Annotated in this window: 25 protein-coding genes and 1 pseudogene; 17 read left to right on the top strand and 9 right to left on the bottom strand. The window is 57.0% G+C overall.

Annotated features, from left to right (window positions below; all coding sequences use genetic code 11):
* Positions 1–357: 357 nt before the first annotated feature.
* Positions 358–2178 carry an S-type pyocin domain-containing protein gene (locus ACYZUD_RS28560; RefSeq protein WP_462021190.1) on the top strand — a complete coding sequence of 607 codons (1821 nt, stop codon included), beginning with the start codon at positions 358–360 and terminating at the stop codon, positions 2176–2178.
* Between the two features lies 1 nt (position 2179).
* Complete coding sequence (locus ACYZUD_RS28555; protein ID WP_462021189.1) at positions 2180–2437, top strand: bacteriocin immunity protein; 258 nt, start codon at positions 2180–2182, stop codon at positions 2435–2437.
* A 46-nt stretch (positions 2438–2483) separates the two neighbouring features.
* On the opposite strand, the pseudogene ACYZUD_RS28550 reads toward ACYZUD_RS28555, so the two are convergent.
* Positions 2484–2808, bottom strand: a pseudogene (locus ACYZUD_RS28550) (serine/threonine protein kinase); the annotation flags it as partial.
* 368 nt (positions 2809–3176) lie between these two features.
* Here ACYZUD_RS28550 and ACYZUD_RS28545 point away from each other — a divergent pair.
* The 4 genes from ACYZUD_RS28545 to ACYZUD_RS28530 all read left to right on the top strand — a co-directional run bounded on the left by ACYZUD_RS28545 (position 3177) and on the right by ACYZUD_RS28530 (position 6086).
* Positions 3177–5078, top strand: coding sequence for an S-type pyocin domain-containing protein (locus tag ACYZUD_RS28545; RefSeq protein ID WP_462021188.1), 1902 nt, complete (start codon positions 3177–3179; stop codon positions 5076–5078).
* Positions 5075–5332 carry a hypothetical protein gene (locus ACYZUD_RS28540; protein WP_462021187.1) on the top strand — a complete coding sequence of 86 codons (258 nt, stop codon included), beginning with the start codon at positions 5075–5077 and terminating at the stop codon, positions 5330–5332. Before ACYZUD_RS28545 ends, ACYZUD_RS28540 begins: the two co-directional genes overlap by 4 nt.
* A 129-nt stretch (positions 5333–5461) precedes the next feature.
* On the top strand, positions 5462–5629 hold the full coding sequence (locus ACYZUD_RS28535) for a hypothetical protein (RefSeq protein ID WP_462021186.1): 168 nt from the start codon (positions 5462–5464) through the stop codon (positions 5627–5629).
* 13 nt (positions 5630–5642) lie between these two features.
* On the top strand, positions 5643–6086 hold the full coding sequence (locus tag ACYZUD_RS28530; protein WP_462021185.1) for a hypothetical protein: 444 nt from the start codon (positions 5643–5645) through the stop codon (positions 6084–6086).
* A gap of 53 nt (positions 6087–6139) precedes the next feature.
* On the opposite strand, the gene ACYZUD_RS28525 is transcribed toward ACYZUD_RS28530, so the two are convergent.
* The 5 genes from ACYZUD_RS28525 to ACYZUD_RS28505 form a co-directional block, all read right to left on the bottom strand.
* Positions 6140–7051, bottom strand: a complete 912-nt coding sequence (locus tag ACYZUD_RS28525) for an SDR family oxidoreductase (RefSeq protein ID WP_462021184.1) — start codon at positions 7049–7051, stop codon at positions 6140–6142.
* Positions 7052–7297: 246 nt separating this feature from the next.
* Positions 7298–8200, bottom strand: coding sequence for an alpha/beta fold hydrolase (locus ACYZUD_RS28520; RefSeq protein ID WP_462021183.1), 903 nt, complete (start codon positions 8198–8200; stop codon positions 7298–7300).
* On the bottom strand, positions 8200–8982 hold the full coding sequence (locus tag ACYZUD_RS28515) for a class II aldolase/adducin family protein (protein ID WP_462021182.1): 783 nt from the start codon (positions 8980–8982) through the stop codon (positions 8200–8202). Before ACYZUD_RS28515 ends, ACYZUD_RS28520 begins: the two co-directional genes overlap by 1 nt.
* 139 nt (positions 8983–9121) lie before the next feature.
* On the bottom strand, positions 9122–9808 hold the full coding sequence (locus ACYZUD_RS28510; RefSeq protein ID WP_462021181.1) for an LrgB family protein: 687 nt from the start codon (positions 9806–9808) through the stop codon (positions 9122–9124).
* Positions 9798–10184 (bottom strand): CidA/LrgA family protein, encoded by a 387-nt coding sequence (locus tag ACYZUD_RS28505; protein WP_462021180.1) that lies wholly within the window; start codon positions 10182–10184, stop codon positions 9798–9800. The genes ACYZUD_RS28510 and ACYZUD_RS28505 overlap by 11 nt, the downstream gene beginning before the upstream one ends.
* Positions 10185–10279: 95 nt before the next feature.
* Between ACYZUD_RS28505 and ACYZUD_RS28500 the strand changes: the two genes are divergently transcribed.
* Positions 10280–11176, top strand: coding sequence for a LysR family transcriptional regulator (locus ACYZUD_RS28500; protein ID WP_462021179.1), 897 nt, complete (start codon positions 10280–10282; stop codon positions 11174–11176).
* Here the strand turns inward: ACYZUD_RS28500 and ACYZUD_RS28495 are convergent.
* On the bottom strand, positions 11157–11612 hold the full coding sequence (locus tag ACYZUD_RS28495) for a flavodoxin (RefSeq protein WP_462021178.1): 456 nt from the start codon (positions 11610–11612) through the stop codon (positions 11157–11159). The genes ACYZUD_RS28500 and ACYZUD_RS28495 overlap by 20 nt on opposite strands.
* Before the next feature lie 142 nt (positions 11613–11754).
* Between ACYZUD_RS28495 and ACYZUD_RS28490 the strand changes: the two genes are divergently transcribed.
* Together ACYZUD_RS28490 and ACYZUD_RS28485 are read left to right on the top strand one after the other, a co-directional pair.
* Positions 11755–12231 carry a PAS domain-containing protein gene (locus ACYZUD_RS28490; protein ID WP_462021177.1) on the top strand — a complete coding sequence of 159 codons (477 nt, stop codon included), beginning with the start codon at positions 11755–11757 and terminating at the stop codon, positions 12229–12231.
* A gap of 54 nt (positions 12232–12285) precedes the next feature.
* A complete protein-coding gene (locus ACYZUD_RS28485; protein WP_462021176.1) occupies positions 12286–12891 on the top strand; it encodes a hypothetical protein in 606 nt (201 codons plus the stop codon).
* 1 nt (position 12892) lies between these two features.
* Here ACYZUD_RS28485 and ACYZUD_RS28480 read toward each other — a convergent pair whose 3' ends face one another.
* Positions 12893–13852 (bottom strand): MerR family transcriptional regulator, encoded by a 960-nt coding sequence (locus ACYZUD_RS28480; RefSeq protein ID WP_462021175.1) that lies wholly within the window; start codon positions 13850–13852, stop codon positions 12893–12895.
* Positions 13853–14063: 211 nt separating this feature from the next.
* On the opposite strand from ACYZUD_RS28480, the gene ACYZUD_RS28475 reads away from it, so the two are divergent.
* The 7 genes from ACYZUD_RS28475 to ACYZUD_RS28445 all read left to right on the top strand — a co-directional run bounded on the left by ACYZUD_RS28475 (position 14064) and on the right by ACYZUD_RS28445 (position 18642).
* On the top strand, positions 14064–14633 hold the full coding sequence (locus tag ACYZUD_RS28475; protein ID WP_462021174.1) for an antibiotic biosynthesis monooxygenase: 570 nt from the start codon (positions 14064–14066) through the stop codon (positions 14631–14633).
* 171 nt (positions 14634–14804) lie between these two features.
* Positions 14805–15515 (top strand): dihydromonapterin reductase, encoded by a 711-nt coding sequence (gene folM, locus ACYZUD_RS28470; RefSeq protein ID WP_462021173.1) that lies wholly within the window; start codon positions 14805–14807, stop codon positions 15513–15515.
* A gap of 21 nt (positions 15516–15536) precedes the next feature.
* Positions 15537–16097, top strand: coding sequence for a GTP cyclohydrolase I FolE (gene folE, locus ACYZUD_RS28465; RefSeq protein WP_462021172.1), 561 nt, complete (start codon positions 15537–15539; stop codon positions 16095–16097).
* 2 nt (positions 16098–16099) lie between these two features.
* Positions 16100–16471 (top strand): dihydroneopterin triphosphate 2'-epimerase, encoded by a 372-nt coding sequence (folX, locus tag ACYZUD_RS28460; RefSeq protein ID WP_129438421.1) that lies wholly within the window; start codon positions 16100–16102, stop codon positions 16469–16471.
* A gap of 68 nt (positions 16472–16539) precedes the next feature.
* Positions 16540–16836, top strand: coding sequence for a DUF1244 domain-containing protein (locus ACYZUD_RS28455; protein ID WP_085711760.1), 297 nt, complete (start codon positions 16540–16542; stop codon positions 16834–16836).
* Entirely contained in the window at positions 16829–17167 is a 339-nt protein-coding gene (locus ACYZUD_RS28450) for a HopJ type III effector protein (RefSeq protein WP_462021171.1), read from the top strand. Before ACYZUD_RS28455 ends, ACYZUD_RS28450 begins: the two co-directional genes overlap by 8 nt.
* A gap of 224 nt (positions 17168–17391) precedes the next feature.
* Positions 17392–18642: a 2-aminoadipate transaminase gene (locus tag ACYZUD_RS28445; RefSeq protein ID WP_462021170.1), complete on the top strand. Its 1251-nt coding sequence runs from the start codon at positions 17392–17394 to the stop codon at positions 18640–18642.
* A gap of 183 nt (positions 18643–18825) precedes the next feature.
* Here the strand turns inward: ACYZUD_RS28445 and trxB are convergent, their stop codons facing one another.
* Positions 18826–19788 carry a thioredoxin-disulfide reductase gene (gene trxB / locus ACYZUD_RS28440; RefSeq protein WP_462021169.1) on the bottom strand — a complete coding sequence of 321 codons (963 nt, stop codon included), beginning with the start codon at positions 19786–19788 and terminating at the stop codon, positions 18826–18828.
* A gap of 314 nt (positions 19789–20102) precedes the next feature.
* On the opposite strand from trxB, the gene cysZ reads away from it, so the two are divergent.
* The gene (cysZ, locus tag ACYZUD_RS28435; RefSeq protein WP_462021168.1) at positions 20103–20855 is read left to right on the top strand and encodes a sulfate transporter CysZ; all 753 of its coding nucleotides are present in this window, start codon (positions 20103–20105) and stop codon (positions 20853–20855) included.
* Positions 20856–20885: the final 30 nt, after the last annotated feature.

Genomic DNA, 20885 nt, shown 5'->3' with positions numbered 1-20885 from the left:
TGCCATCAGCGACAGATTTCAGATGAGTTGAAGGTTTTCGATTCCTCACCCCGTGTACGCAGATGTTGATTTGTAGCTGCTTGATTTAACGTCTTGCTTTGGCCGCTGCGTTTGCAGCGGCCTTTTTTATGGGCGCGTTTTTTCCATTGCTGAACAGTCTTCGTTTATGCAAGTTACTTTATGAACTAGAGAATATTCCTACATCAATTAAGGATCAGTCTTTACATCCACCAAACAGTACACACTTGCGTACCTTCCAAACGGAAAACGCCTACAACTTTCCCGGATCCAGCCTCAACGCTCCTGACGTAATCTTATTCGGCACCACCGATTAATTACGTTCATGGAAGATTCATAATGTCAGAAAAACAAGGTCCCCCGCTTGAGATATCGACAACTAATGTTGTCGGAGAAAGCAATGCCATCGAACTGGACACAACTTATGTTGGAGCGCAACCGAAACCCGGGAAAAATCCAAAAGGCGGCGGTTTTAGTGTTCCGCCGACGCGAGCAGGAGGAATAGGCTCCCCTCAGACCCTGAAGCTACACTTAAGAGAACAAACTCTGAGGAACGTCCAGGCTACGGAAAAATCAATAAAAAACGATTACGCGGCGAAGTCCAAGGGCTTGGCAAAATCAACCGATGTCGAATTCGAAAACTTTAGAACCAGATACCCCAGTGAAACTTCTACACAGGCACAGGCATACCAACACGAACTAAACGTCAGAAACATTTTACTTCAGCAGAAAACAACCGAACTGCATGTACAAACAGGACTTGCCAATGCCTTCTACGGGCAGAGCCCTCTCAATACGACATCGATAGACTACATCGCCAGGGTTACGACCCTAGAGAAAGCTGTTCGACCTCATGGAGCAGCTTATAAGACATGGGCTAGCGCCTATCAAGCCGCTTACTCTGCAAAGTTACTGGCAGAGCAAATTCAGTTTTTAAATATTAAACAAGTACATGTGCAGAGCCTTCTAGCCGCTGCGCACGCGAGAGAGGCAAAACAACGAGAAGAGGCGGCTGCCAAATGGCGTGCAGAACAGGACGCTAAATTAAAAGCTTCGTTAGAGGCGACCAAATCCAATCGTCCGTTTCCCGTAACGGGCTCGGTGGCGGCAACCGATCCGGTGTTCACCGTAGCGGAGGGAAATCTCGCCACTGATGCAGCGATGACCCTCGCAATCAAGTCGGCACTGAAAAGAGCCGTGGCAGCAATAATTGCCAGGTTAGCCGCGTCGGCCGCTCCAGTAATTGGCGGATTTGCGGCGCTGACCTTTCCCCCACCATTAGGTAACAGCGATCTCTATGCCTTGAGCGTACCGCTCTCGGATCTCACGCCCCACAATCTCGATGATTTGTACGCCATCGCCGAGGCTAATGGCGAAGTCGATCTGCCGGTCGCGATCGGCTCCAGAACTGTGGATGACACAACACAATTTATTGTCGCCCCCACAGACGGTACGGCAGTTCCTTCCAAAGTACCGGTGCGGCTCGCCACTCTCGATCCCAATATCAACGTTTACAGATCCAAGAATCCGGATGCCCCGTCCATCGGCATGACCTGGACGCCGATTGTTAGTCCGAACAATGCATCAACAACGCTCCCAGCGAGGGAGCTCAATGTTGTCGTCTATAACGGCACTATTCCCACCGCGCTGGATGGAAGGCTTGATGAGTTTCCGGAGCTGGATCTATACAGCTTTGGAGGCTTCGTCACTGTATTCCCGACGGAGTCAGGGATCCCTCCGATCTACACGATGTTCAGGGACCCGAGGGACGATCCTGGAGTGGCTAGTGGTTATGGGGACGCGGTATCGGGTATTTGGCTAGGAGCGGCCTCGCAGGGTGATGGCTCAGTGATCCCGAATCAGATTGCGAATAAACTCCGAGGACAGAGCTTTTCGAGCTTCAGGAGGTTTAGAGAAGCGTTATGGAGAGCTGCAGTTGACGATCCTGAGTTGGCTAAACAGTTTACCGCCAACAACATTAAAGAAATGCAAAACGGAAGAGCCCCTTTTTCGCGTAAAAACGACAGGCTAGGCGGTCAAGTAAAGTTTGAATTACACCATGTGAGTCGTATTTCTAGAGGTGGCGAAATTTACGACATCGACAATCTCCGAATTGTCACCCCAAAACGACACTCCGACTTACACAAAGGAGGAATCTAATATGAGCAACTCTAATATTTCTGACTACACCGAAGAAGAGTTCCTTGAGTTCTTGACTGGAATCTGCAATTCGGAGTACGCGACTGAAAAAGAGCAAATAGACGCAGTACTCTTGTTTGAGGCGCTGACCGAGCATCCCGACGGATCTGACTTAATTTACTATGCAGACTCAGACGATGACTCCACACCCGCAGCCATCATTAAAAAAGTAAAAGCCTGGAGAACTGCAAACGGCAAACCAGGTTTCAAAATCGAGTAGCTATAAACAAGAAGGTCAAGTCTCGTTCTTGACCCTCTTGGAATATTTACAGCGAATACTTCTGCAGATTCGCCATCATTTCCTTCAGCGCCTCAATATTGTCTTTCGGATGCGCCGCACCTTCAAAGTGCCGCCACATCTTCCGGTGAAAAACCAACCCGCGGATCAAACCCCGTGCCCAGGCTGCGTTTCCAGCGCACCTTGCCCATCCAGCCGCCACCCACTTCAAACAACCCGGACGTTTCCTGGCAATTCTCACTGGCGAGGTACACCACCAACGGGCTGACCAGTTCCGGTTTGAGTTGTTCGAACACTTGCGGCGGGATCAGGCCTTCGGTCATGCGGGTGCCGCCGGTGGGGGCGATGGCGTGTGATCCGTCCATGCCATCAGCGACAGATTTCAGATGAGTTGAAGGTTTTCGATTCCTCACCCCGTGTACGCAGATGTTGATTTGTAGCTGCTTGATTTAACGTCTTGCTTTGGCCGCTGCGTTTGCAGCGGCCTTTTTTATGGGCGCGTTTTTTCCATTGCTGAACAGTCTTCGTTTATGCAAGTTACTTTATGAACTAGAGAATATTCCTACATCAATTAAGGATCAGTCTTTACATCCACCAAACAGTACACACTTGCGTACCTTCCAAACGGAAAACGCCTACAACTTTCCCGGATCCAGCCTCAACACTCCTGACGTAATCTTATTCGGCACCACCGATTAATTACGCTCATGGAAGATTCATAATGTCAGAAAAACAAGGTCCCCCGCTTGAGATCTCGACAACTAATGTTGTCGGAGAAAGCAATACCATCGAACTGGACACAACTTATGTTGGAGCGCAACCGAAACCCGGGAAAAATCCAAAAGGCGGCGGTTTTAGTGTTCCGCCGACGCGAGCAGGAGGAATAGGCTCCCCTCAGACCCTGAAGCTACACTTAAGAGAACAAACTCTGAGGAATGTCCAGGCTACGGAAAAATCAATAAAAAACGATTACGCGGCGAAATCCAAGGGCTTGGCAAAATCAACCGATGTCGAATTCGAAAACTTTAAAACTAAATATTCCAGCGAAACATCTACACAGGCACAGGTATACCAACACGAACTAAACGTCAGAAACATTTTACTTCAGCAGAAAACAACCGAACTGCATGTACAAACAGGACTTGCCAATGCCTTCTACGGGCAGAGCCCTCTCAATACGACATCGATAGACTACATCGCCAGGGTTACGACCCTAGAGAAAGCTGTTCGACCTCATGGAGCAGCTTATAAGACATGGGCTAGCGCCTATCAAGCCGCTTACTCTGCAAAGTTACTGGCAGAACAAATTCAGTTTTTGAATATTAAACAAGTACATGTGCAGAGCCTTCTAGCCGCTGCGCAAGCGCAAGACCAATTACAACGAGAAACGGAGCAGGAAGCACAACGTGTTGCCGCTGAAGAGGCCCACGCGCAAGAGGCAAAGGCACGGGAAGACGCTGCCCAAGCCAACAGGCCATTTTCCGTATCAGGCTCGGTGGCCACAGCAGGTCCGGTGTTCACCGGGGCGGCGGGAAGCCTCGCCACAAACACGGCCACCACCCAGGCAATCCAGACCACTTTGCGAGCCGCCGTCTCGGCTGTCATTACGGCAACAGCTACGTCGGCAGGGGCAATTATTGCCGGGTTTGCGGCGCTGGCATTTCCCTCACAGCTGGGTAATGGCGATCTCTACGCCTTGAGTGTGCCGCTCTCGGATCTTACACCCGAGGATCTCCAGGACTTGTACGCCGTCGCCGAGGCCAGTGGGGAAGTCGAACTGCCGGTCGCTATTGGCTCCAGGACTGTGGACAACACCACGGAATACTTTGTTGCCGCCACGAACCGCGCGACGGCGCCTGCCAAAGTGCCGGTGCGGTTCGCCACTTTCGATCCAGTTCTCAACGCTTACAGGTCCTACAACCCGGGAGCCCCGTCCATCGGCATGACCTGGACGCCGATTGTCAGGCCGGACAACGCGTCAACAACACTGCCAGCGAGCGTACCGAACATTGCCGTCTACAACGGCACGACCTTAACCGCGATCGAAGGAAGGATAGATACATACCCGGAGCTGGACCTCCACAGCCTGGGTGGGTTTATCAATATATTCCCGGCAGATTCAGGCATGCCGCCCCTGTATGTCGTTTTCAGCAGCCCCTACGAGGGTGCAGTGGTCAAAGGGGAACACAGTGGGCGTGACTTTAATCCTGAGCAAACGGGTAGCCCGACTATGGATTTGGAGTGGACCTCTGCAATCGCTTCTCAAGAAGGAGTCGATTTGGTCAAGCTGCACACATCTAGATTTCCTTCCTCTGCTGCCAACAAGGTGATGATTGATCGGCTGGAAAGGATTCTCAGAGGAGAGCTCGATATGACTGATACGGAGAAGCGTTACTACACTCATGAAATCAGAGAGCTCGAAAGATTCAGGGCCTTGGGATACAGCGACACGGAGATGCCAGACAAAAACTCTCCCATTTGGAACAACGTCCACACAGCGACTCTAGAAGACTACAAGCTAAAAGACGATGAGACACTTCTCTACACGGCAGAAGCGTTAGCCGCGGCAGAGGAACAGGACAGGCACTACTACGAAAGTCTTCTGAAGGAGATGTGGCAATGAACACCATTGAACAAATCGTCAAAAATGAATCTCTGGATGACATTGTCACGGTTTTCGCATTGTTTAAAGCGACACCTCATTTGGACATGATGATCAGGCGTTATAACCGCGAAGCGATTAAATATGGAGACCTTGAAAACGCTTACACACGACTTTTTGCTACCGGTGTACTGGCTAATGGCGAGAAAGGGTTGGCAATCAAGGGACCTAACTGGAAAGCACCTAAATTCGTGATAGAAAAAAGATACATCTAAGGTTGGAACCTACCAAGCCGTTGCAACCTGACGGCTTGGTACTGATCCTCCTTACTGTCATTCCAGCACGATACGATCAACGCTAAGATCCCCCGCGAAATTGAAATCACGCAGGAAGCGAGCACGCCAATGACCGATAAAGAAAAAACCGAACAACTAAAGTTTCACCTTCTTCGAGCGGACAGCTCTGACGCCGACAGCATCATGATCGAGCGTCTCGAAAACATCCTGCAAGGCACACTGGAAATCACCGACACAGACCAGCGTTTTTTACGCCCATACGCTGCAGGTGCTTGAGAGATTTCGAGCCATGGGCGTCGATGACAATTTTGTTCCCAGGAAAGACACCTCGATCTGGAACAATGCCCACGCAGCTGCACTGGAAGACTTCCAGCTCAGCGACGATGAAGCGTTACGTTACACAGACGAAGCGATAGAGGCCGGCAAACGGCAAGAGATTCAAGCTTTTGAAAACGTCTGCGAAGCGAAAGTTTTGCAAGTTACTCTCGAACAGGCGGTGAAGAGCGAATCCGTGAGAGACCTGCTTTCAGTTGTGGCAATCAGCCTGGCCTTTCCTTCTATTGACAGAATGTTCGGCCGATATCGATTTGAAGTGATTGCCAATGGTGAGCTGGTGAATACCTACGAGCAGCTTTTCGAGGAAGGAGTGCTGGTCGAAGGTGACGGCGCGGTCGCCATCAAAGGCCCGAACTGGAAAGCGCCCACATTCGTCACGAACAAAAAATACGTCTGATCCTCCGACGGCGCCGCAAGCCGCGTCCCAGTGGCTTGCAGCACCCGTAACGCTTACAGCGAATACTTCTGCAGATTCGCCATCATTTCCTTCAGCGCCTCAATGTTGTCTTTGGGATGCGCCGCCCCTTCAAAATCACAAATCTGCTGCCAATGCGCCGCCACATCTTCCGGCGAGAACCCCACTCGCGGATCAAACCCGGCGCCCAGGCTGCGTTCCCAGCGCACCTTGCCCATCCATCCGCCACCCACTTCAAACAATCCGGACGTTTCCTGGCAATTTTCGCTGGCGAGGTACACCACCAACGGGCTGACCAGTTCCGGTTTGAGTTGCTCGAACACTTGCGGCGGGATCAGGCCTTCGGTCATGCGGGTGCCGCCGGTGGGGGCGATGGCGTTGACCAGGATGTTGTTTTTGCGGCCTTCGATGGCCAGTGTGCGGGTCAGGCCGTAGAGGCCGAGTTTGGCCATGCCGTAGTTGGACTGGCCGAAGTTGCCGTAAATGCCCGAGGTCGATGCCGTGAAGATTACGCGGCCATAGTTTTGCTCACGCATGTGCGGCCAGGCCGCGCGGGTGACTTTGTAGGCGCCTTCGACATGGACGCGGTAAACCAGGTCCCAGTCGCCGTCTTCCATTTTGTGGAAGGTCTTGTCCCGCAGAATGCCGGCGTTGTTGACCACCACATCGACACGGCCAAAGGCGTCGAGGGCGTGCTGCACGATTTTGTCGCCGTCGGTGACGGAGTCGTGGTTGGCCTCGGCGGTGCCGCCGGCCTCGCGAATTTCCGCCACCACACGGTCTGCCGCTGAAGCGTTTGCACCTTCGCCCTGAGCCGAGCCGCCAAGATCGTTAACCAACACTTTGGCACCCTGTCTGGCGAACAGCAGCGCATGCGCCCGTCCGAGGCCGCCACCGGCCCCCGTGACGATCACGACTTTATCTTCGAAGCGCACAGACTCATTCATGGGGGGAACTCCAGCGGGCCAGGGACAATGAGTCCGAGTGTCAGGCACGGCGCGGCTGGTCACAATGAACCCGGGGGAGGCTGAATGGTGTGCGATAAGGCTGGGGGATGATGAGTTGAAATTTGGCGGGAATGTTAAAAGATCGCAGCCTTCGGCAGCTCCTACACCGACCGAGTACACCCGCGACATTGTGGCGTACGCTTACCCTGTAGGAGCTGCCGAAGGCTGCGATCTTCTCGGCGCGACTCAGGAGCAGGCCACCCTGCGCGGCGGCGAAACCAGCCGGTCGCGAAACTCCAGATAGTGCTTGAGCACCTGCCCCGGCGCTTCGGTCTGCGGGTAATGGCCGATACCGGGCAACAGAACCGTGTCCGGGTTCGGGATCAGCTCCCGATAACGCTCGACCATGTGCGCGCCGGAGATCGGGTCGACCTCGCCATCGATCACCCGCAGTTGCACGTCACCGCGCTGCATCGCGCTGACCCAACGCTCGCGCTGGACACGTCGCTCGGGGATATAGGCGATCAGTTTATGCATGATCCGTGGCCCGTGATTGCTCTCGACCAGGCTCCAGAAATCATCCATCTCGCTCTCGGTGGGGCGGCTTTGCGGGCCGAAGATCTGCCGAAAACTCTTCACCAGACCGTCACGACTGAAGGCACGCCCAATCATCCAGCCCAAAGGGCTGAGCAGCAGTTTTTGCATCAGTACCGGACGATGGGTTTCGGGAAACAACCCGCCATTGAGAAACACGCAACTGGCGATATGAATGTGCGTTTCGTAATGCCGGGCCAACAGTTCCTGAGCCACGCTGTCGCCATAATCGTGGGCCAGCAGGTGCACCGGCTGCTCGACATTCAAGTGCGCCAGCAAGGCCTGTTGCAGATCGGCCTGCTCCAACAGGCTGTAGTCGTGGTTCACCGGTTTGGCCGAATCACCGAAACCGAGCATGTCGCAGGCAATCACCCGATAGCGCTGGGTCAGCGGCTGCCACAAGTAATGCCAGTCCCAGCTGGCGGTCGGGAAGCCATGAATGAGCAGCAGCGGTTCACCCTGCCCCGCCGTCCAGTACCGGATGGTCTGCCCACGGAACACGAACGTCTGGCCGCGCTTGCGCCAAACACACAGGGGGATCTCGGTGAGTGGCATTAGAGTTTATACCCCGGGTCTTGTTTATCGAGCTTGCGCAGCAGCGCCGGCCAGGCCAGCGCGCCGCCCATCCCTTGAGCACTTTTGGTGACGCCGGCGATCATGGCTTTGGCGCCTGCCAGAATGTGCGGTTCGATCGCGATCAGCTCGGCACCGCCGTTTTGCGCCAGCACCTGGATATCGCAGGCACGCTGGAAGATAAACATCATCAGGAATGTGTCGGCGATGGTGCTGCCACAGGTCAGCAGGCCGTGGTTATGCAGCATCAGGAAATTGTTTTCACCGAGGTCGGCTTGCAGCCGCGCCTTCTCTTCATGGTTCAGCGCAACGCCTTCGTAGGCGTGATACGCCAGGCTGGACAGGACAAACAATGACTGCTGGCTGATCGGTAGAACGCCTTGCTTCTGCGCCGACACCGCGACGCCCGCCGCCGTGTGAGTGTGGAGCACGCAGACGACATCGTGACGAACTTCGTGCACGGCGCTGTGGATGGTGTAGCCCGCCGGGTTGATCTCGTAGGGGCTGTCCATCAGCTTGTTGCCGGCCTGATCGACTTTGACCAGGCTGGACGCGGTGATCTCGTGGAACATCAGCCCGAACGGGTTGATCAGGAAATCTTCAGTGCCTGGCACCTTGGCCGAAATGTGCGTGAAAATCAGATCATCCCAGCCATGCAGGGCGACCAGACGGTAGCAGGCAGCCAGGTCGACGCGGGTCTGCCATTCAGCGGCACTGACCTGGTCTTTGACACTGTTGGGCGATTGAACGGGGGTTACGCTCACGGCAAGGAACCTCGGCTTTTTTATTATGGGTTGTTTCCAATGATTATCGAGTCTAGTCAGCCTCCAGAGTTCGTGTAGTTGCATTGGCAGCCAGCTTGATGGCCGAGCGAGTCAGTACGTCGACAAGCCTGGATCCATGTCAAAGTACCGCCGCCAGCAACGGCGCAGCGAACAGGTTCAGCAGCCCCGTCAGAACCATGACTAACCCCGCCACCGAGCCTTCTTCACCCCCGACTTCATGCGCCCGACTGACACCGGCGCCGTGCGCCCCGACACCAAACAATGCACCCCGGGCCAGGGCACTGCGCAGGGGCAGCCACTTGAGCAGAATGCCGCCGAGCATCGCGCCGAAAACGCCGGTGAACATGACAAATACCGCGGTCAGTTCCGGCACACCGCCCAGATCGTGAGCCAGTGGCATGGCAAAGGGTGTGGTGATCGAACGCGGCACCAGCGACATCGTCACCGAGCTGTCCAGCGCCAGCGCCCTGGCCAGACCGAACGAACTGCCGATGGACGCCGCGCTGCCCGCCAGCATCCCGAGCAACAACGCCGACCAATTCCGCATCAGCATTTGCCGCTGCTGCCAGATCGGCACGGCGAAGGCGACGGTGACCGGCCCCAGCACCAGCATCAGCCAATGGGTATTGCTTGAGTATTCGGCATACGCGGTGTGCAGCGGCACGGCGAGCGCCAGCAACAGGGCCGGCACAAGGATGAGTGGCGACAACAGGTAGCGACCGGTGCGCCGATAGATCCAGCGGCTGAACAGGTAGGCCAGCAGCGTGAGGGTCAGCCAGAACATCGGCATCAGTTCAAGCTTCATGGGACCTCCTCAACCGCACTACCAGTTCCACGGTAAAGGCCGTCACCAACATCACCATCAGCGTGCTGACACCGATCACCAGCAGAATCCGCCACCCGTCGCTGCGCAGCAGGCTGCCGTAGTCGAGCAGGCTCATCAGTGCCGGAATGAAGAACAACAGCATCTCGGCCATCAACAGTCCCGCGCCCATTTGCAGTGCCGCCGGTTTGACCAACCCCAGGGCGAATGCCAACAGCAACAGCACCATGCCAATGACACCACCGGGAATCGGCCAGCCAAACCACACCGCCATTTGGCAGCCCAGCAGGTAGATAGCCAGGAGCACGGCCAATTCAGCCACCAGTCGAGCCAGGTATTTCAGGGTTGATGCGTTCATGTTTCGGTCCTCACAGGTGCTCATGTTACGGAGCGGGCTGCTATCCCCGAAGCGAATTGTTAGACTCAAAGCCATTCCAAAATGGAATCAGGCCCATGGAATTCAAGCAGCTACGCAGCTTCGTCGAAGTGATGCACCAAGGTGGTTTTACTCAGGCCGCCAAAACCCTGTACATCAGCCAATCGGCAGTGAGCAAGCAGGTCGCTCAGCTGGAACAGAGCCTCGGCACACCGCTGCTCGAACGGCTGGGTTCACAACTTCGCCTGACGGCCGCCGGCAGCGTGGTCCTGCAACGGGCCGAAGGCATGCTGAGGCTGCGCAACGAACTGCTCAGTGAGCTGGATGATTTGAGCCAACTGGCCCGTGGGGAGTTGCGCCTGGGCTTGCCGCTTCTGGGCAGCGACGCGCTGTTCGCCGGACTGTTCGCCGAATACCGGCGACGCTATCCCAACATCAGCATTCAGTTGCTGGAGGGTGGCAGCCTGAACATCGAACAGGCCGTGTTGAGCGGTGAGTTGGAATTGGGTGGAGGCCTGCTGACCAAGGACCCGCAGTTTGCCTTTCAGCCGTTCTGCGATGAACCGCTGGACGCCCTGCTGCCCGCCGATCATCCGCTGGCGACGCAGTCTGTGATCGGGCTGGAGGAATTGGCCGATACGCCGTTTCTGCTGTATCAGCGCAGCTTCGTGCTCAACGACCGATTGCTGCAAGCCTGCCAGCAGCTGGGGTTTACGCCGAAAGAAGGCGGTCGTAGCGGCCAGGCGGATTTTCTCGCGGCGCTGGTGGCGGCCGGTCAAGGCGTGGTGTTGTTGCCGCGTGTGGTGGCTCGCGGGCTGGAGCGGCCAGGCGTGGTACGCCTGACCTTGAACGCGCCGAGTTATCTGCGCTGGGATATTGTCTTCATCTGGCGTCAGGGCGCGTACCTGTCAAAAGCGGCACAAGCCTGGCTCGCCTTGCTGCGCGAGCGTCCGGTCAACCCTGCAGAGCAGTGACCAACTCGGCCAGCCAAGGCTCCGCATCGGTTTCCGGCGTCACGCTTTCGCTGGCGTCCAGGCGCAGCATCGGCAGCACTTCACGCATGCCCAATTCGCCGAACAGTTCACGCATCAGTTCACCGCCGCCACAAAACGTATCGCCGTAACTGGCGTCGCCCAGGCCGATCACCGCGCCTGGCAAACCACGCCAGGCCGCCGGCAACTGGTCGCGAATGGCGAAATACAACGGTTGCAGGTTGTCCGGCAACTCGCCCATGCCAGTGGTCGAGGTCACCGCCAGAAAGGCTTCAGGGCCAAAAGCCTGAACATCGGCCAGGCTCGCGCGCGGGTTATGGAAGGTTTCGAAACCCGCGTTTTTCAAAATGTTCGCGGCGTGACGGGCGACTTCTACAGCCGTGCCGTACACCGAGCCGGAAAGGATGGCGACTTTCATCAATCTGATCCTGAAGCTGAGTAAAAAGAGGGGGATATTAACAGCCGCAGCAAAAAAGCTGCGATTGGCTCTCATTAAGCATTGATGGCCGGTAGAGTTCTTTTAGAATGCAGCGCTCAATCAATCTGGAAAGGACTCTCCGATGATCAACGCCCAACTGCTGCAAATGGTGATTAACGCATCCAACGACGGCATCGTGATTGCCGAAAAGGAAGGCGAGCAAGACAACATTCTGATTTACGTCAACCCGGCCTTCGAACGCCTGACCGGTTACACCAGCGAAGAAATCCTCTATCAGGATTGCCGTTTTCTTCAGTCCGGAGACCGCGATCAGGAAGCGCTCCCGCTGATTCGCGAGGCGTTGAGCGGCGGCGGGTCCTGCCGGGAAATCCTCAGAAATTATCGCAAGGACGGCACGCCGTTCTGGAATGAGCTGTCGCTTTCGACAGTGAAAAACCCGAGCGACGGGCAGACTTATTTTGTCGGCGTGCAGAAAGACGTCACCGTACAGGTCAAGGCGCAGCAGCGGGTCACGCAGCTCGAAGCGCAAGTGGCTGAACTCCAGGCCGAACTTGCCAAACTCAAAGCGACGAACGGCAAAAACAAACCTGCTAATTAATTGTCATTAACTACAATCACCGATGACTTTGTAACTATTTCTTTCGAGCAGATCATGCAACGCGACGCACTCCTGACCCAGGATGAGCTGGATTTCATCCAGACCATGCAACACAACCCGCAGCTCAATGTGCGGGATGCGACGTCGAGCCTGCTCGTCAACGGTGGTTCGCAGATCCGTGACTTGCTCACGCGCCTTGCCGCTCATGAGCAAGTCACCATCCAGGCCAACTTCGAAAACCAGCAAATGACGTTCCCGCTGCACTTGGTGGAAGACGAGTTTCATGCGCTGCATTTACGCCTGGGGGTGCCCAGCATCTATGAAGATGGCCCGATGGTCCGGCCATGGCGCTTGGTGCTTGAAGAGCCGGTCGCGCTGGAAAATGCCAGCGGTCAACCTTGCACAATGTGGGTGCACGAAGTGTCGTTCAAAGGGGTTTTGCTGGAAGTTCGCAACAAGACCAAACCGCCAAAACATTTTGCCTTGTGGTTCAGCCCTTCAGGTTATGAGCGGATCGCGTTGCGCGGCACCTTCGAGAAAGAAACCGAGAACGGCTTCTACGCCTATCATCTGAGTCAGAGCGACAAGGACGAAACCGAGCGCCTGCGCCAGTACATTCTCCAGCAGCATCGGCTGACGCATCCGGCCCTGCATCTCTGATTCAAGTATCCAGGCTGCCGGCCAGGAACTGTTTCAAACGCTGACGCATCACCATCCCCTCGTTACCCAGACACCCGACCGACGATCCGGCCAGGCTTTCCTGCGCCAGATCGGACGCATCACCTGCCAGCATCAACTGACAATCCAGGCTCAAGGCCAGGCGATTCAGACGCCGAGGCAACTCGAGGGCAGGCAAGTGATTGGAAAGCAGTACCAGCGCCTGGGGCTTGATCCTTTCGCAGACCAGGGTCAATTCATCGAATGGCTGACCGATAGCCAGCACCTGAATAGCCGAATCGACACTGCTCAGAAACAGCGCAGTGAGCAACAGTTCGAGCTCACGACACTGATCGTTCAGGGCGCAGACAATCACCCGTCGCGGCTGCATGACACGCACCAGCAACAGGCGTTGCAACACTCGGGATCGCAAAAAACCATCAAAGAAAAACCACTCGCTGGCCTGGCCGAACGCTTCATGACGCTGCAGCAATTGCTTCCAGAGCGGAATCAGAATGTCCTGAAACACGACCGTCAGGGGGTAACTGGAAAAGATCTGTCCATAGACCTGTTCCAACAGGGTTTCGTCAAAGGCACTCACCGCCGCTTGAACCTGCTGTTGCCATTGCGCGTAGTCAGCTTGCACGAGCTCATTCGGAATGATGTGCGACAGCGCCTGAAGCGGTGCGACCCTGGCCAGAATCTTGCCGACTTTACTGACGGCAACGCCGCGCTCGATCCAGCCAAGAATACTGCGGACTCGTTCAATATCGCCCATTGAGTACAATCGATGCCCACTTTCGGTGCGCGTAGGCTGAATCAGGCCATAACGTCGTTCCCATGCTCGTAGCGTGACTGGATTCACACCGGTCAGGCGTGCCACCTCACGAATCGGAAACAGCTCTTCCCGTTCGAGGGGAAGACCGGGCTGCAAACCCGTGACAGCGTCAGTCAAGACAGGCATAGGGAGGTCAACGTCCTTGTTTTAATTGGATCCCATTCTACCTCTCCTGCCCCCTAACCATTCAAGGCATTGATGAGCGACGAATATCGCTGACGTTACTGGCAGAATCAGGAATAATCCTTGCTTATCCCAAGACGCAGCCCATCACCCCGGCGCTGCGCCTGGCGAAACTCCTATCCGGAGCGACGCGTTTGTTATACGGAGATGCACAATGTCTACCTCACCCGTCACGCTGATGGTTGCGCGCCGCGTCGCCGATGGGCGTTATCAGGACCTGATCGCCTGGTTGCGCGAAGGCGAACAACTGGCCACCGACTTTCCCGGTTATCTCGGCTCTGGCGTGCTCGCTCCGCCGCCCGACGATGACGAGTTCCAGATTATTTTCCGCTTCGCCGACGGCAAGACGCTGCATGCCTGGGAGCACTCCGCCTCGCGCACGGCCTGGCTCGGACGCGGCAGCGACCTGTTTGCCCACCCTACCGAACATCGGGTCAGCGGGATCGAAGGCTGGTTCGGCGCTGTCGGCCAACGTCCACCGCGCTGGAAACAGGCCGTGGCGATCTGGCTGGCGTTCTTTCCGGTTTCCCTGCTGTTCAACTTTGTCCTGGGGCCTTTGCTGAGCGATATGGGCCTGTTGAGCCGAGTATTCATCAGCACCTTGTGCTTGACCCCGTTGATGGTCTACTTCTTCATTCCCCTGTCGACCCGCCTGCTGGCCAACTGGTTGAACGGCACACCGCAACGACCGTTGCCCGCAACATCCTCTACCCAGAACCGCTGATAACCCTTGTGGGAGCGAGCCTGCTCGCGAAGACGCCGGAACATTCAACTCTTTTGTTGACTGACACACCGCCTTCGCGAGCAGGCTCGCTCCCACAGAGGATGCCCCACCAATAGGTATCCGTCTCCCGTCGCTGGTATAGTTTTGCTCTTACCGCGACGCGAGCCGTTCATGACCTCTTCCGCAGCCCCAATCCTCATCACCGGTGCCGGCCAGCGTGTCGGCCTCCACTGCGCGCAGCGATTGCTCGAAGACGGCCATCCGGTAATCTTCAGCTACCGCAGCGAACGCCCCGGCGTGCAAACATTGCGCGACCTGGGAGCGATCGCGGTATTCGCGGACTTTTCCACTGAAGCCGGGATTTTCGCCTTCATCAGCGAACTGAAAACCCACACCGACCGCCTGCGCGCGATTGTCCACAACGCTTCCGAATGGCTGGCCGAAACCCCGGACACCGACGCCGCGGCGTTCACCCGCATGTTCAACGTGCACATGCTCGCGCCTTACCTGATCAACCTGCACTGCGCCGACTTGCTGCAACGCTCACGCCCGGCCGACATCGTGCACATCAGCGATGACGTGACCCGCAAGGGCAGCAGCCAGCACATCGGCTACTGCGCCAGCAAAGCCGGGCTCGACAGCCTGACCCTGTCCTTTGCGGCCAAATACGCGCCGGACATCAAGGTCAACGGGATCGCGCCAGCCCTGCTACTGTTCAATCCTGACGACGACGCGGCGTACCGCGCCAAGGTCCTGGCCAAGTCCGCGCTGGGCATCGAACCCGGTAGCGAAGTGATCTACCAAAGCCTGCGCTATTTGCTCGACAACCCTTATGTCACTGGCACGACCCTGACCGTCAACGGCGGACGGCACGTCAAATAAGTTGCCCCGCGAGGATGTTCCATGACCTTATCCCTGCCCCAGAACTATCGCGAGATTCTCATCGGTCTCGGTGAAAACCCCGATCGCGAAGGCCTGCTCGACACCCCTGCGCGTGCGGCCAAGGCCATGCGATACCTGTGCCATGGCTACGACCAGAGCGTCGAAGAGATCGTCAACGGTGCGCTGTTTGCTTCCGACAACGATGAAATGATCATCGTCGACAACATCGAGCTGTACTCGCTCTGCGAACATCACATGCTGCCCTTCATCGGCAAGGCGCATGTGGCTTATATTCCAACGGGCAAGGTGCTGGGTCTGTCGAAGATTGCACGGCTGGTGGACATGTTCGCCCGTCGCCTGCAAATCCAGGAAAACCTCACCCGGCAAATCGCCGACGCAGTGCAACAGGTGACCAACGCTGCGGGCGTTGCAGTCGTTATCGAAGCCCAGCACATGTGCATGATGATGCGCGGCGTCGAGAAACAGAATTCGACCATGAACACCTCGGTGATGCTCGGCGCCTTCCGCGAGTCGAGCAACACCCGTCAGGAGTTCCTGCAATTGATTGGACGGAGCAAGTAGCAATGCCACAACTTCAACCAGGAACGGCGCGCATCCGGGTCAAGGACCTGTGCCTGCGGACCTTCATCGGAATCAACGAGGATGAAATCCTCAACAAGCAGGATGTGCTGATCAACCTGACCATCCTGTATGCCGCCCAGGAAGCGGTGCGTGACAACGACATCGATCACGCGCTCAATTACCGAACCATCACCAAGGCGATCATCGCTCACGTGGAGGGCAATCGATTCGCCCTGCTCGAACGCCTGACCCAGGAAATTCTCGATCTGGTCATGGCCAACGAATCGGTGCTGTATGCCGAGGTCGAAGTCGACAAACCCCACGCCCTGCGATTCGCCGAGTCGGTATCGATCACGCTGGCCGCGAGCCGCTGACTGCGTCTGGCGCATTGTTCGCCAGACTTTTATCATCCGCGCCACACATTGATTCCACAGAGTCCATCATGACCGAGCAACAACGCCTCGAACTTGAAGCCGCCGCCTTCCGCCGACTGGTCGCCCACCTGGACAGTCGCAAGGATGTGCAGAACATCGACCTGATGAACCTCTCGGGTTTCTGCCGCAACTGCCTGTCCAAGTGGTACAAGGCCGCCGCCGACGAACGCCAGATCGAGGTCAGCCTCGATGACGCCCGCGAAGTGGTCTACGGCATGCCGTACGCCGAGTGGAAAGCCCAATACCAGCAAGAAGCCAGTGCCGAACAACAAGCGGCGTTCGCCAAAGGAAAACCCAATGAGTGATCTGAACACCCTGCGCGCCAGCCTCAAGAGCGGCGAACACGTTTTTGCCGACACACTGGCCTTCATCGCCACCGGTTACGACTATCAGCCACAGGCCTTCAACAATGGCGGCGTGGAAAACGCCGCCGGGCAGAACGAAGGCTCGTGCAAGACGTTGGGTCTGGCACTGCTTGAAGGCCTGAGCGATGAAGAAGCACTGTTGGCGTTTGGCGAGCACTACCGCTCGGTGGTTGCGACGCCTGAAGGCAGCGACCATGGCAATATCCGCGCATTGATCGCTCATGGATTGGCCGGCGTGAAGTTCACCCAACCACCGCTGATTCGCCGCTGATTCGCGACGATCAAGATCAAAAGATCGCAGCCTGCGGCAGCTCCTACAGAGAAATACGATCGGCGTAGGAGCTGGCGAAGCCTGCGATCTTTTGATCTTTGCTATTTCAGCCCCACGCCACATCCCGACTTTTAAGATTGACCCGGCAACTTTATTTCGTTTGCCGGGCACCACTGCTCGCGGCTTAGATAAAAGAAGCATCCCTTCTTCAGAGTCGGTCATCCATGAGCAGCGAAACCATCAGCCGGTCGATCAACATCGTTCATCCCGTCACGCTCAGCCACGGCAAAAATGCCGAGGTCTGGGACACCGATGGCAAACGCTACATCGACTTTGTCGGCGGCATCGGGGTGCTGAACCTCGGCCATTGCCATCCGCGCATCGTCGATGCCATTCGTGAACAAGCCACCCGCCTGACTCACTACGCGTTCAACGCCGCCCCCCATGCGCCCTACATCGAACTCATGGATCGTCTGACGGCGTTTATACCCGTGGACTACCCGGTCAGCGGCATGCTCACCAACAGCGGCGCGGAAGCTGCGGAAAACGCCCTGAAGATCGTTCGTGGCGCCACCGACCGCACGGCCGTCATCGCCTTTGACGGTGCCTTCCACGGCCGCACCCTGGCCACCCTCAACCTCAACGGCAAGGTCGCGCCTTACAAACAAAAAGTCGGTGTGTTGCCGGGCCCGGTGTATCACCTGCCCTTCCCGAGCAAGGACAACGGCGTGACCTGTGCCGAGGCGCTGAAGGCGATGGATCGACTGTTCAGCGTCGAGATTGATGTCGAAGACGTGGCGTGCTTTATCGTCGAGCCGGTACAGGGCGAAGCGGGTTTCCTGACAATGGACGTGGAGTTCGCCCAGGCGCTGCGGCGTTTCTGTGATGACAAAGGCATCCTGCTGATCGCCGATGAAATCCAGTCCGGCTTCGGTCGCACCGGCCAGCGTTTTGCGTTCTCGCGGCTGGGCATCGAGCCGGACCTGATCCTGCTGGGCAAAAGCATTGCCGGCGGCGTGCCGCTGGGTGCTGTGGTCGGGCGCAAGTCGTTGCTCGACACCTTGCCCAAGGGCGGACTGGGCGGCACCTATTCGGGCAACCCCATCGCCTGCGCCGCGGCGTTGGCGACCCTGGACGAAATGACTGACGACCATCTGCAGGCCTGGGGTGCGCAACAGGAAGAAGCGATTGTCAGCCGCTACGATTCCTGGCGCGCCAGCAAGCTGTCGCCGTACCTGGGCCGCTTGACCGGCGTGGGGGCAATGCGCGGCATCGAGCTGATCAATGCCGACGGCACACCGGCCTCGGCGCAGTTGACGCAACTTCTGGCGCTGGCGTGCGACGCCGGTTTGCTGCTGATGCCCAGCGGCAAGGCGCGCCACATCATCCGGCTGCTGGCGCCGCTGACCACTGAAGCGACAGTGTTGGAGGAAGGGCTGGATATTCTTGAAGCCTGCCTGAAGAAACTGGCCTGAGCCAAAGTCCACACAGCCCATGTGGGAGCGAGCCTGCTCGCGATAGCGATCTACCATTCAATATTGATGTCGACTGATACACCGCTATCGCGAGCAGGCTCGCTCCCACACCGGAATGTGATCAGGCATTAAATCGTGAACAAAAAAAACCGGCCGAGGCCGGTTTTTTTCATTTCAACGATTTCAGAACTTGGCGTTCTGCAGATCGTCGAGGTAACGCTCGGCGTCCAGTGCTGCCATGCAGCCAGCGCCGGCCGAGGTGATCGCCTGACGGTAAACATGGTCAGCCACGTCACCGGCGGCGAAGATGCCTTCGAGGCTGGTGGCCGTCGCGTTGCCGTCACGACCGCCCTGCACCACCAGGTAACCGTCTTTCAAGGTCAGTTGACCTTCGAACAACGAAGTGTTCGGGGTGTGGCCGATGGCGATGAACACGCCGTCGACTTTCAGTTCGTCGAAGCTGCCGTCGTTGTTCTTCAGGCGGGCACCGGTCACGCCCATGTTGTCACCCAGGACTTCGTCCAGGGTCGCGTTCAGCTTCAGGATGATCTTGCCTTCGGCAACGCGGGCATTGAGCTTGTCGATCAGGATCTTCTCGGCGCGGAACGTTTCGCGACGGTGGATCAAGGTCACAGTGCTGGCGATGTTGGCCAGGTACAGGGCTTCTTCGACAGCAGTATTACCGCCACCGACCACGGCCACTGGCTTGTTGCGGTAGAAGAAACCATCGCAGGTCGCGCAGGCCGAAACGCCTTTGCCCATGAATGCTTCTTCCGACGGCAGGCCCAGGTAACGAGCGCTGGCACCGGTGGCGATGATCAGTGCGTCGCAGGTGTAGGTCGCACTGTCGCCGGTCAGGGTGTACGGCTTGGCAGCGAAGTCGACGGCATTGATGTGATCGAAGACGATCTCGGTTTCAAAGCGCTCGGCGTGTTCTTTCATGCGTTCCATCAGCGCCGGGCCGGTCAGGCCGTGGACGTCGCCCGGCCAGTTGTCGACTTCGGTGGTGGTGGTCAGTTGACCGCCGGCCTGCATGCCGGTGATCAGCAGAGGCTTGAGGTTGGCACGGGCGGCATAGACCGCGGCGCTGTAACCGGCAGGGCCGGAACCGAGAATAATCACTCGCGAATGACGGACTTCAGACATGACCTGCTCCTGTTGACCGGCCCGAAACACCTGGCGCGGAACGCCGGGTTGCCGGCGGGAATAAAAAAGGACTGTTGAAAGCACTTGGGGAAGGCTTGAGCTCGACAGTCCTGTAAAAGATTGGGTGCAGCGTATCGAGGGGGCGAAGATTAAGGAAATACGGTTTAACAATCCAGCTCATAGGCGGTCTCTATCCCGTTACGGTGAACATATAGACGCCTTTGTTACAGTTAATGTCGATGCCGATGCCGCGCTTTCACCCCTGTGGCAAAGCAGGTAAGGTCGGCGCGTTTCCCCTTTGCTTGGAGCACGTTATGCCCGCCCCTGTTCTGTCCGGCCCGCAATACCTGCGCGAGGGCCTCAAGCTGGTCCTGAGCCCAAGCCTTCGCTTGTTCGTGTTGTTGCCACTGGTGATCAACCTGGTGCTGTTCGTCGGATTGATTTATCTGGCCAGCCATCAATTCAGCCTGTGGGTCGATACGCTGATGCCATCCCTGCCCGACTGGCTGAGTTTCCTCAGTTATGTCCTCTGGCCGATTTTCGTGGTGCTGGTGGTGTTGATGGTGTTCTTCACCTTCACCATGCTCGCCAACGTCATCGCCGCGCCGTTCAACGGCTTCCTGGCGGAGAAAGTAGAAGTGGTGGTGCGCGGCACCGACGACTTCCCGGCCTTCAGCTGGGGCGAACTGATCGCCATGATCCCTCGCACCCTGGCCCGGGAAATGCGCAAACTCGGCTACTTCCTGCCACGGGCGATCGGGCTGTTCATTCTTTCGTTCATCCCGGTGGTGAACATCATCGCCGCGCCGCTCTGGCTGTTGTTCGGGGTGTGGATGATGGCGATCCAGTACATCGACTACCCGGCGGACAACCACAAACTGGGCTGGAACGAGATGCTCGCCTGGCTGCGCGAGAAGCGCTGGCAGAGCATGAGCTTCGGCGGGAGTGTTTACCTGGTGTTGCTGATTCCCGTGGTCAACATTCTGATGATGCCGGCCGCCGTAGCGGGGGCGACACTGTTCTGGGTGAGGGAGCGCGGCGCAGAGAACCTGGTGACCCAACGCTGAGCCGGTCACAAATCCATCATCGAAACGCCA

Source organism: Pseudomonas sp. XS1P51, from assembly GCF_054897845.1.
This window is presented reverse-complemented; position numbering and strand designations above follow the sequence as displayed.

What these genes read in the sequence shown, in the direction of transcription:
- ACYZUD_RS28445 (WP_462021170.1), top strand. Translation starts at nt 17,392, where the DNA reads ATGAGCAGCGAAACCATCAGCCGGTCGATCAACATCGTTCATCCCGTC.
- ACYZUD_RS28450 (WP_462021171.1), top strand. Translation starts at nt 16,829, where the DNA reads ATGAGTGATCTGAACACCCTGCGCGCCAGCCTCAAGAGCGGCGAACAC.
- ACYZUD_RS28505 (WP_462021180.1), bottom strand. Translation starts at nt 10,184, where the DNA reads ATGAACGCATCAACCCTGAAATACCTGGCTCGACTGGTGGCTGAATTG.
- ACYZUD_RS28490 (WP_462021177.1), top strand. Translation starts at nt 11,755, where the DNA reads ATGATCAACGCCCAACTGCTGCAAATGGTGATTAACGCATCCAACGAC.
- ACYZUD_RS28555 (WP_462021189.1), top strand. Translation starts at nt 2,180, where the DNA reads ATGAGCAACTCTAATATTTCTGACTACACCGAAGAAGAGTTCCTTGAG.
- ACYZUD_RS28530 (WP_462021185.1), top strand. Translation starts at nt 5,643, where the DNA reads ATGGGCGTCGATGACAATTTTGTTCCCAGGAAAGACACCTCGATCTGG.
- folX (WP_129438421.1), top strand. Translation starts at nt 16,100, where the DNA reads ATGCCACAACTTCAACCAGGAACGGCGCGCATCCGGGTCAAGGACCTG.
- ACYZUD_RS28520 (WP_462021183.1), bottom strand. Translation starts at nt 8,200, where the DNA reads ATGCCACTCACCGAGATCCCCCTGTGTGTTTGGCGCAAGCGCGGCCAG.
- ACYZUD_RS28475 (WP_462021174.1), top strand. Translation starts at nt 14,064, where the DNA reads ATGTCTACCTCACCCGTCACGCTGATGGTTGCGCGCCGCGTCGCCGAT.
- ACYZUD_RS28500 (WP_462021179.1), top strand. Translation starts at nt 10,280, where the DNA reads ATGGAATTCAAGCAGCTACGCAGCTTCGTCGAAGTGATGCACCAAGGT.
- trxB (WP_462021169.1), bottom strand. Translation starts at nt 19,788, where the DNA reads ATGTCTGAAGTCCGTCATTCGCGAGTGATTATTCTCGGTTCCGGCCCT.
- ACYZUD_RS28535 (WP_462021186.1), top strand. Translation starts at nt 5,462, where the DNA reads ATGACCGATAAAGAAAAAACCGAACAACTAAAGTTTCACCTTCTTCGA.
- ACYZUD_RS28560 (WP_462021190.1), top strand. Translation starts at nt 358, where the DNA reads ATGTCAGAAAAACAAGGTCCCCCGCTTGAGATATCGACAACTAATGTT.
- ACYZUD_RS28540 (WP_462021187.1), top strand. Translation starts at nt 5,075, where the DNA reads ATGAACACCATTGAACAAATCGTCAAAAATGAATCTCTGGATGACATT.
- ACYZUD_RS28495 (WP_462021178.1), bottom strand. Translation starts at nt 11,612, where the DNA reads ATGAAAGTCGCCATCCTTTCCGGCTCGGTGTACGGCACGGCTGTAGAA.
- ACYZUD_RS28545 (WP_462021188.1), top strand. Translation starts at nt 3,177, where the DNA reads ATGTCAGAAAAACAAGGTCCCCCGCTTGAGATCTCGACAACTAATGTT.
- folM (WP_462021173.1), top strand. Translation starts at nt 14,805, where the DNA reads ATGACCTCTTCCGCAGCCCCAATCCTCATCACCGGTGCCGGCCAGCGT.
- folE (WP_462021172.1), top strand. Translation starts at nt 15,537, where the DNA reads ATGACCTTATCCCTGCCCCAGAACTATCGCGAGATTCTCATCGGTCTC.
- cysZ (WP_462021168.1), top strand. Translation starts at nt 20,103, where the DNA reads ATGCCCGCCCCTGTTCTGTCCGGCCCGCAATACCTGCGCGAGGGCCTC.
- ACYZUD_RS28485 (WP_462021176.1), top strand. Translation starts at nt 12,286, where the DNA reads ATGCAACGCGACGCACTCCTGACCCAGGATGAGCTGGATTTCATCCAG.
- ACYZUD_RS28455 (WP_085711760.1), top strand. Translation starts at nt 16,540, where the DNA reads ATGACCGAGCAACAACGCCTCGAACTTGAAGCCGCCGCCTTCCGCCGA.
- ACYZUD_RS28510 (WP_462021181.1), bottom strand. Translation starts at nt 9,808, where the DNA reads ATGAAGCTTGAACTGATGCCGATGTTCTGGCTGACCCTCACGCTGCTG.
- ACYZUD_RS28480 (WP_462021175.1), bottom strand. Translation starts at nt 13,852, where the DNA reads ATGCCTGTCTTGACTGACGCTGTCACGGGTTTGCAGCCCGGTCTTCCC.
- ACYZUD_RS28525 (WP_462021184.1), bottom strand. Translation starts at nt 7,051, where the DNA reads ATGAATGAGTCTGTGCGCTTCGAAGATAAAGTCGTGATCGTCACGGGG.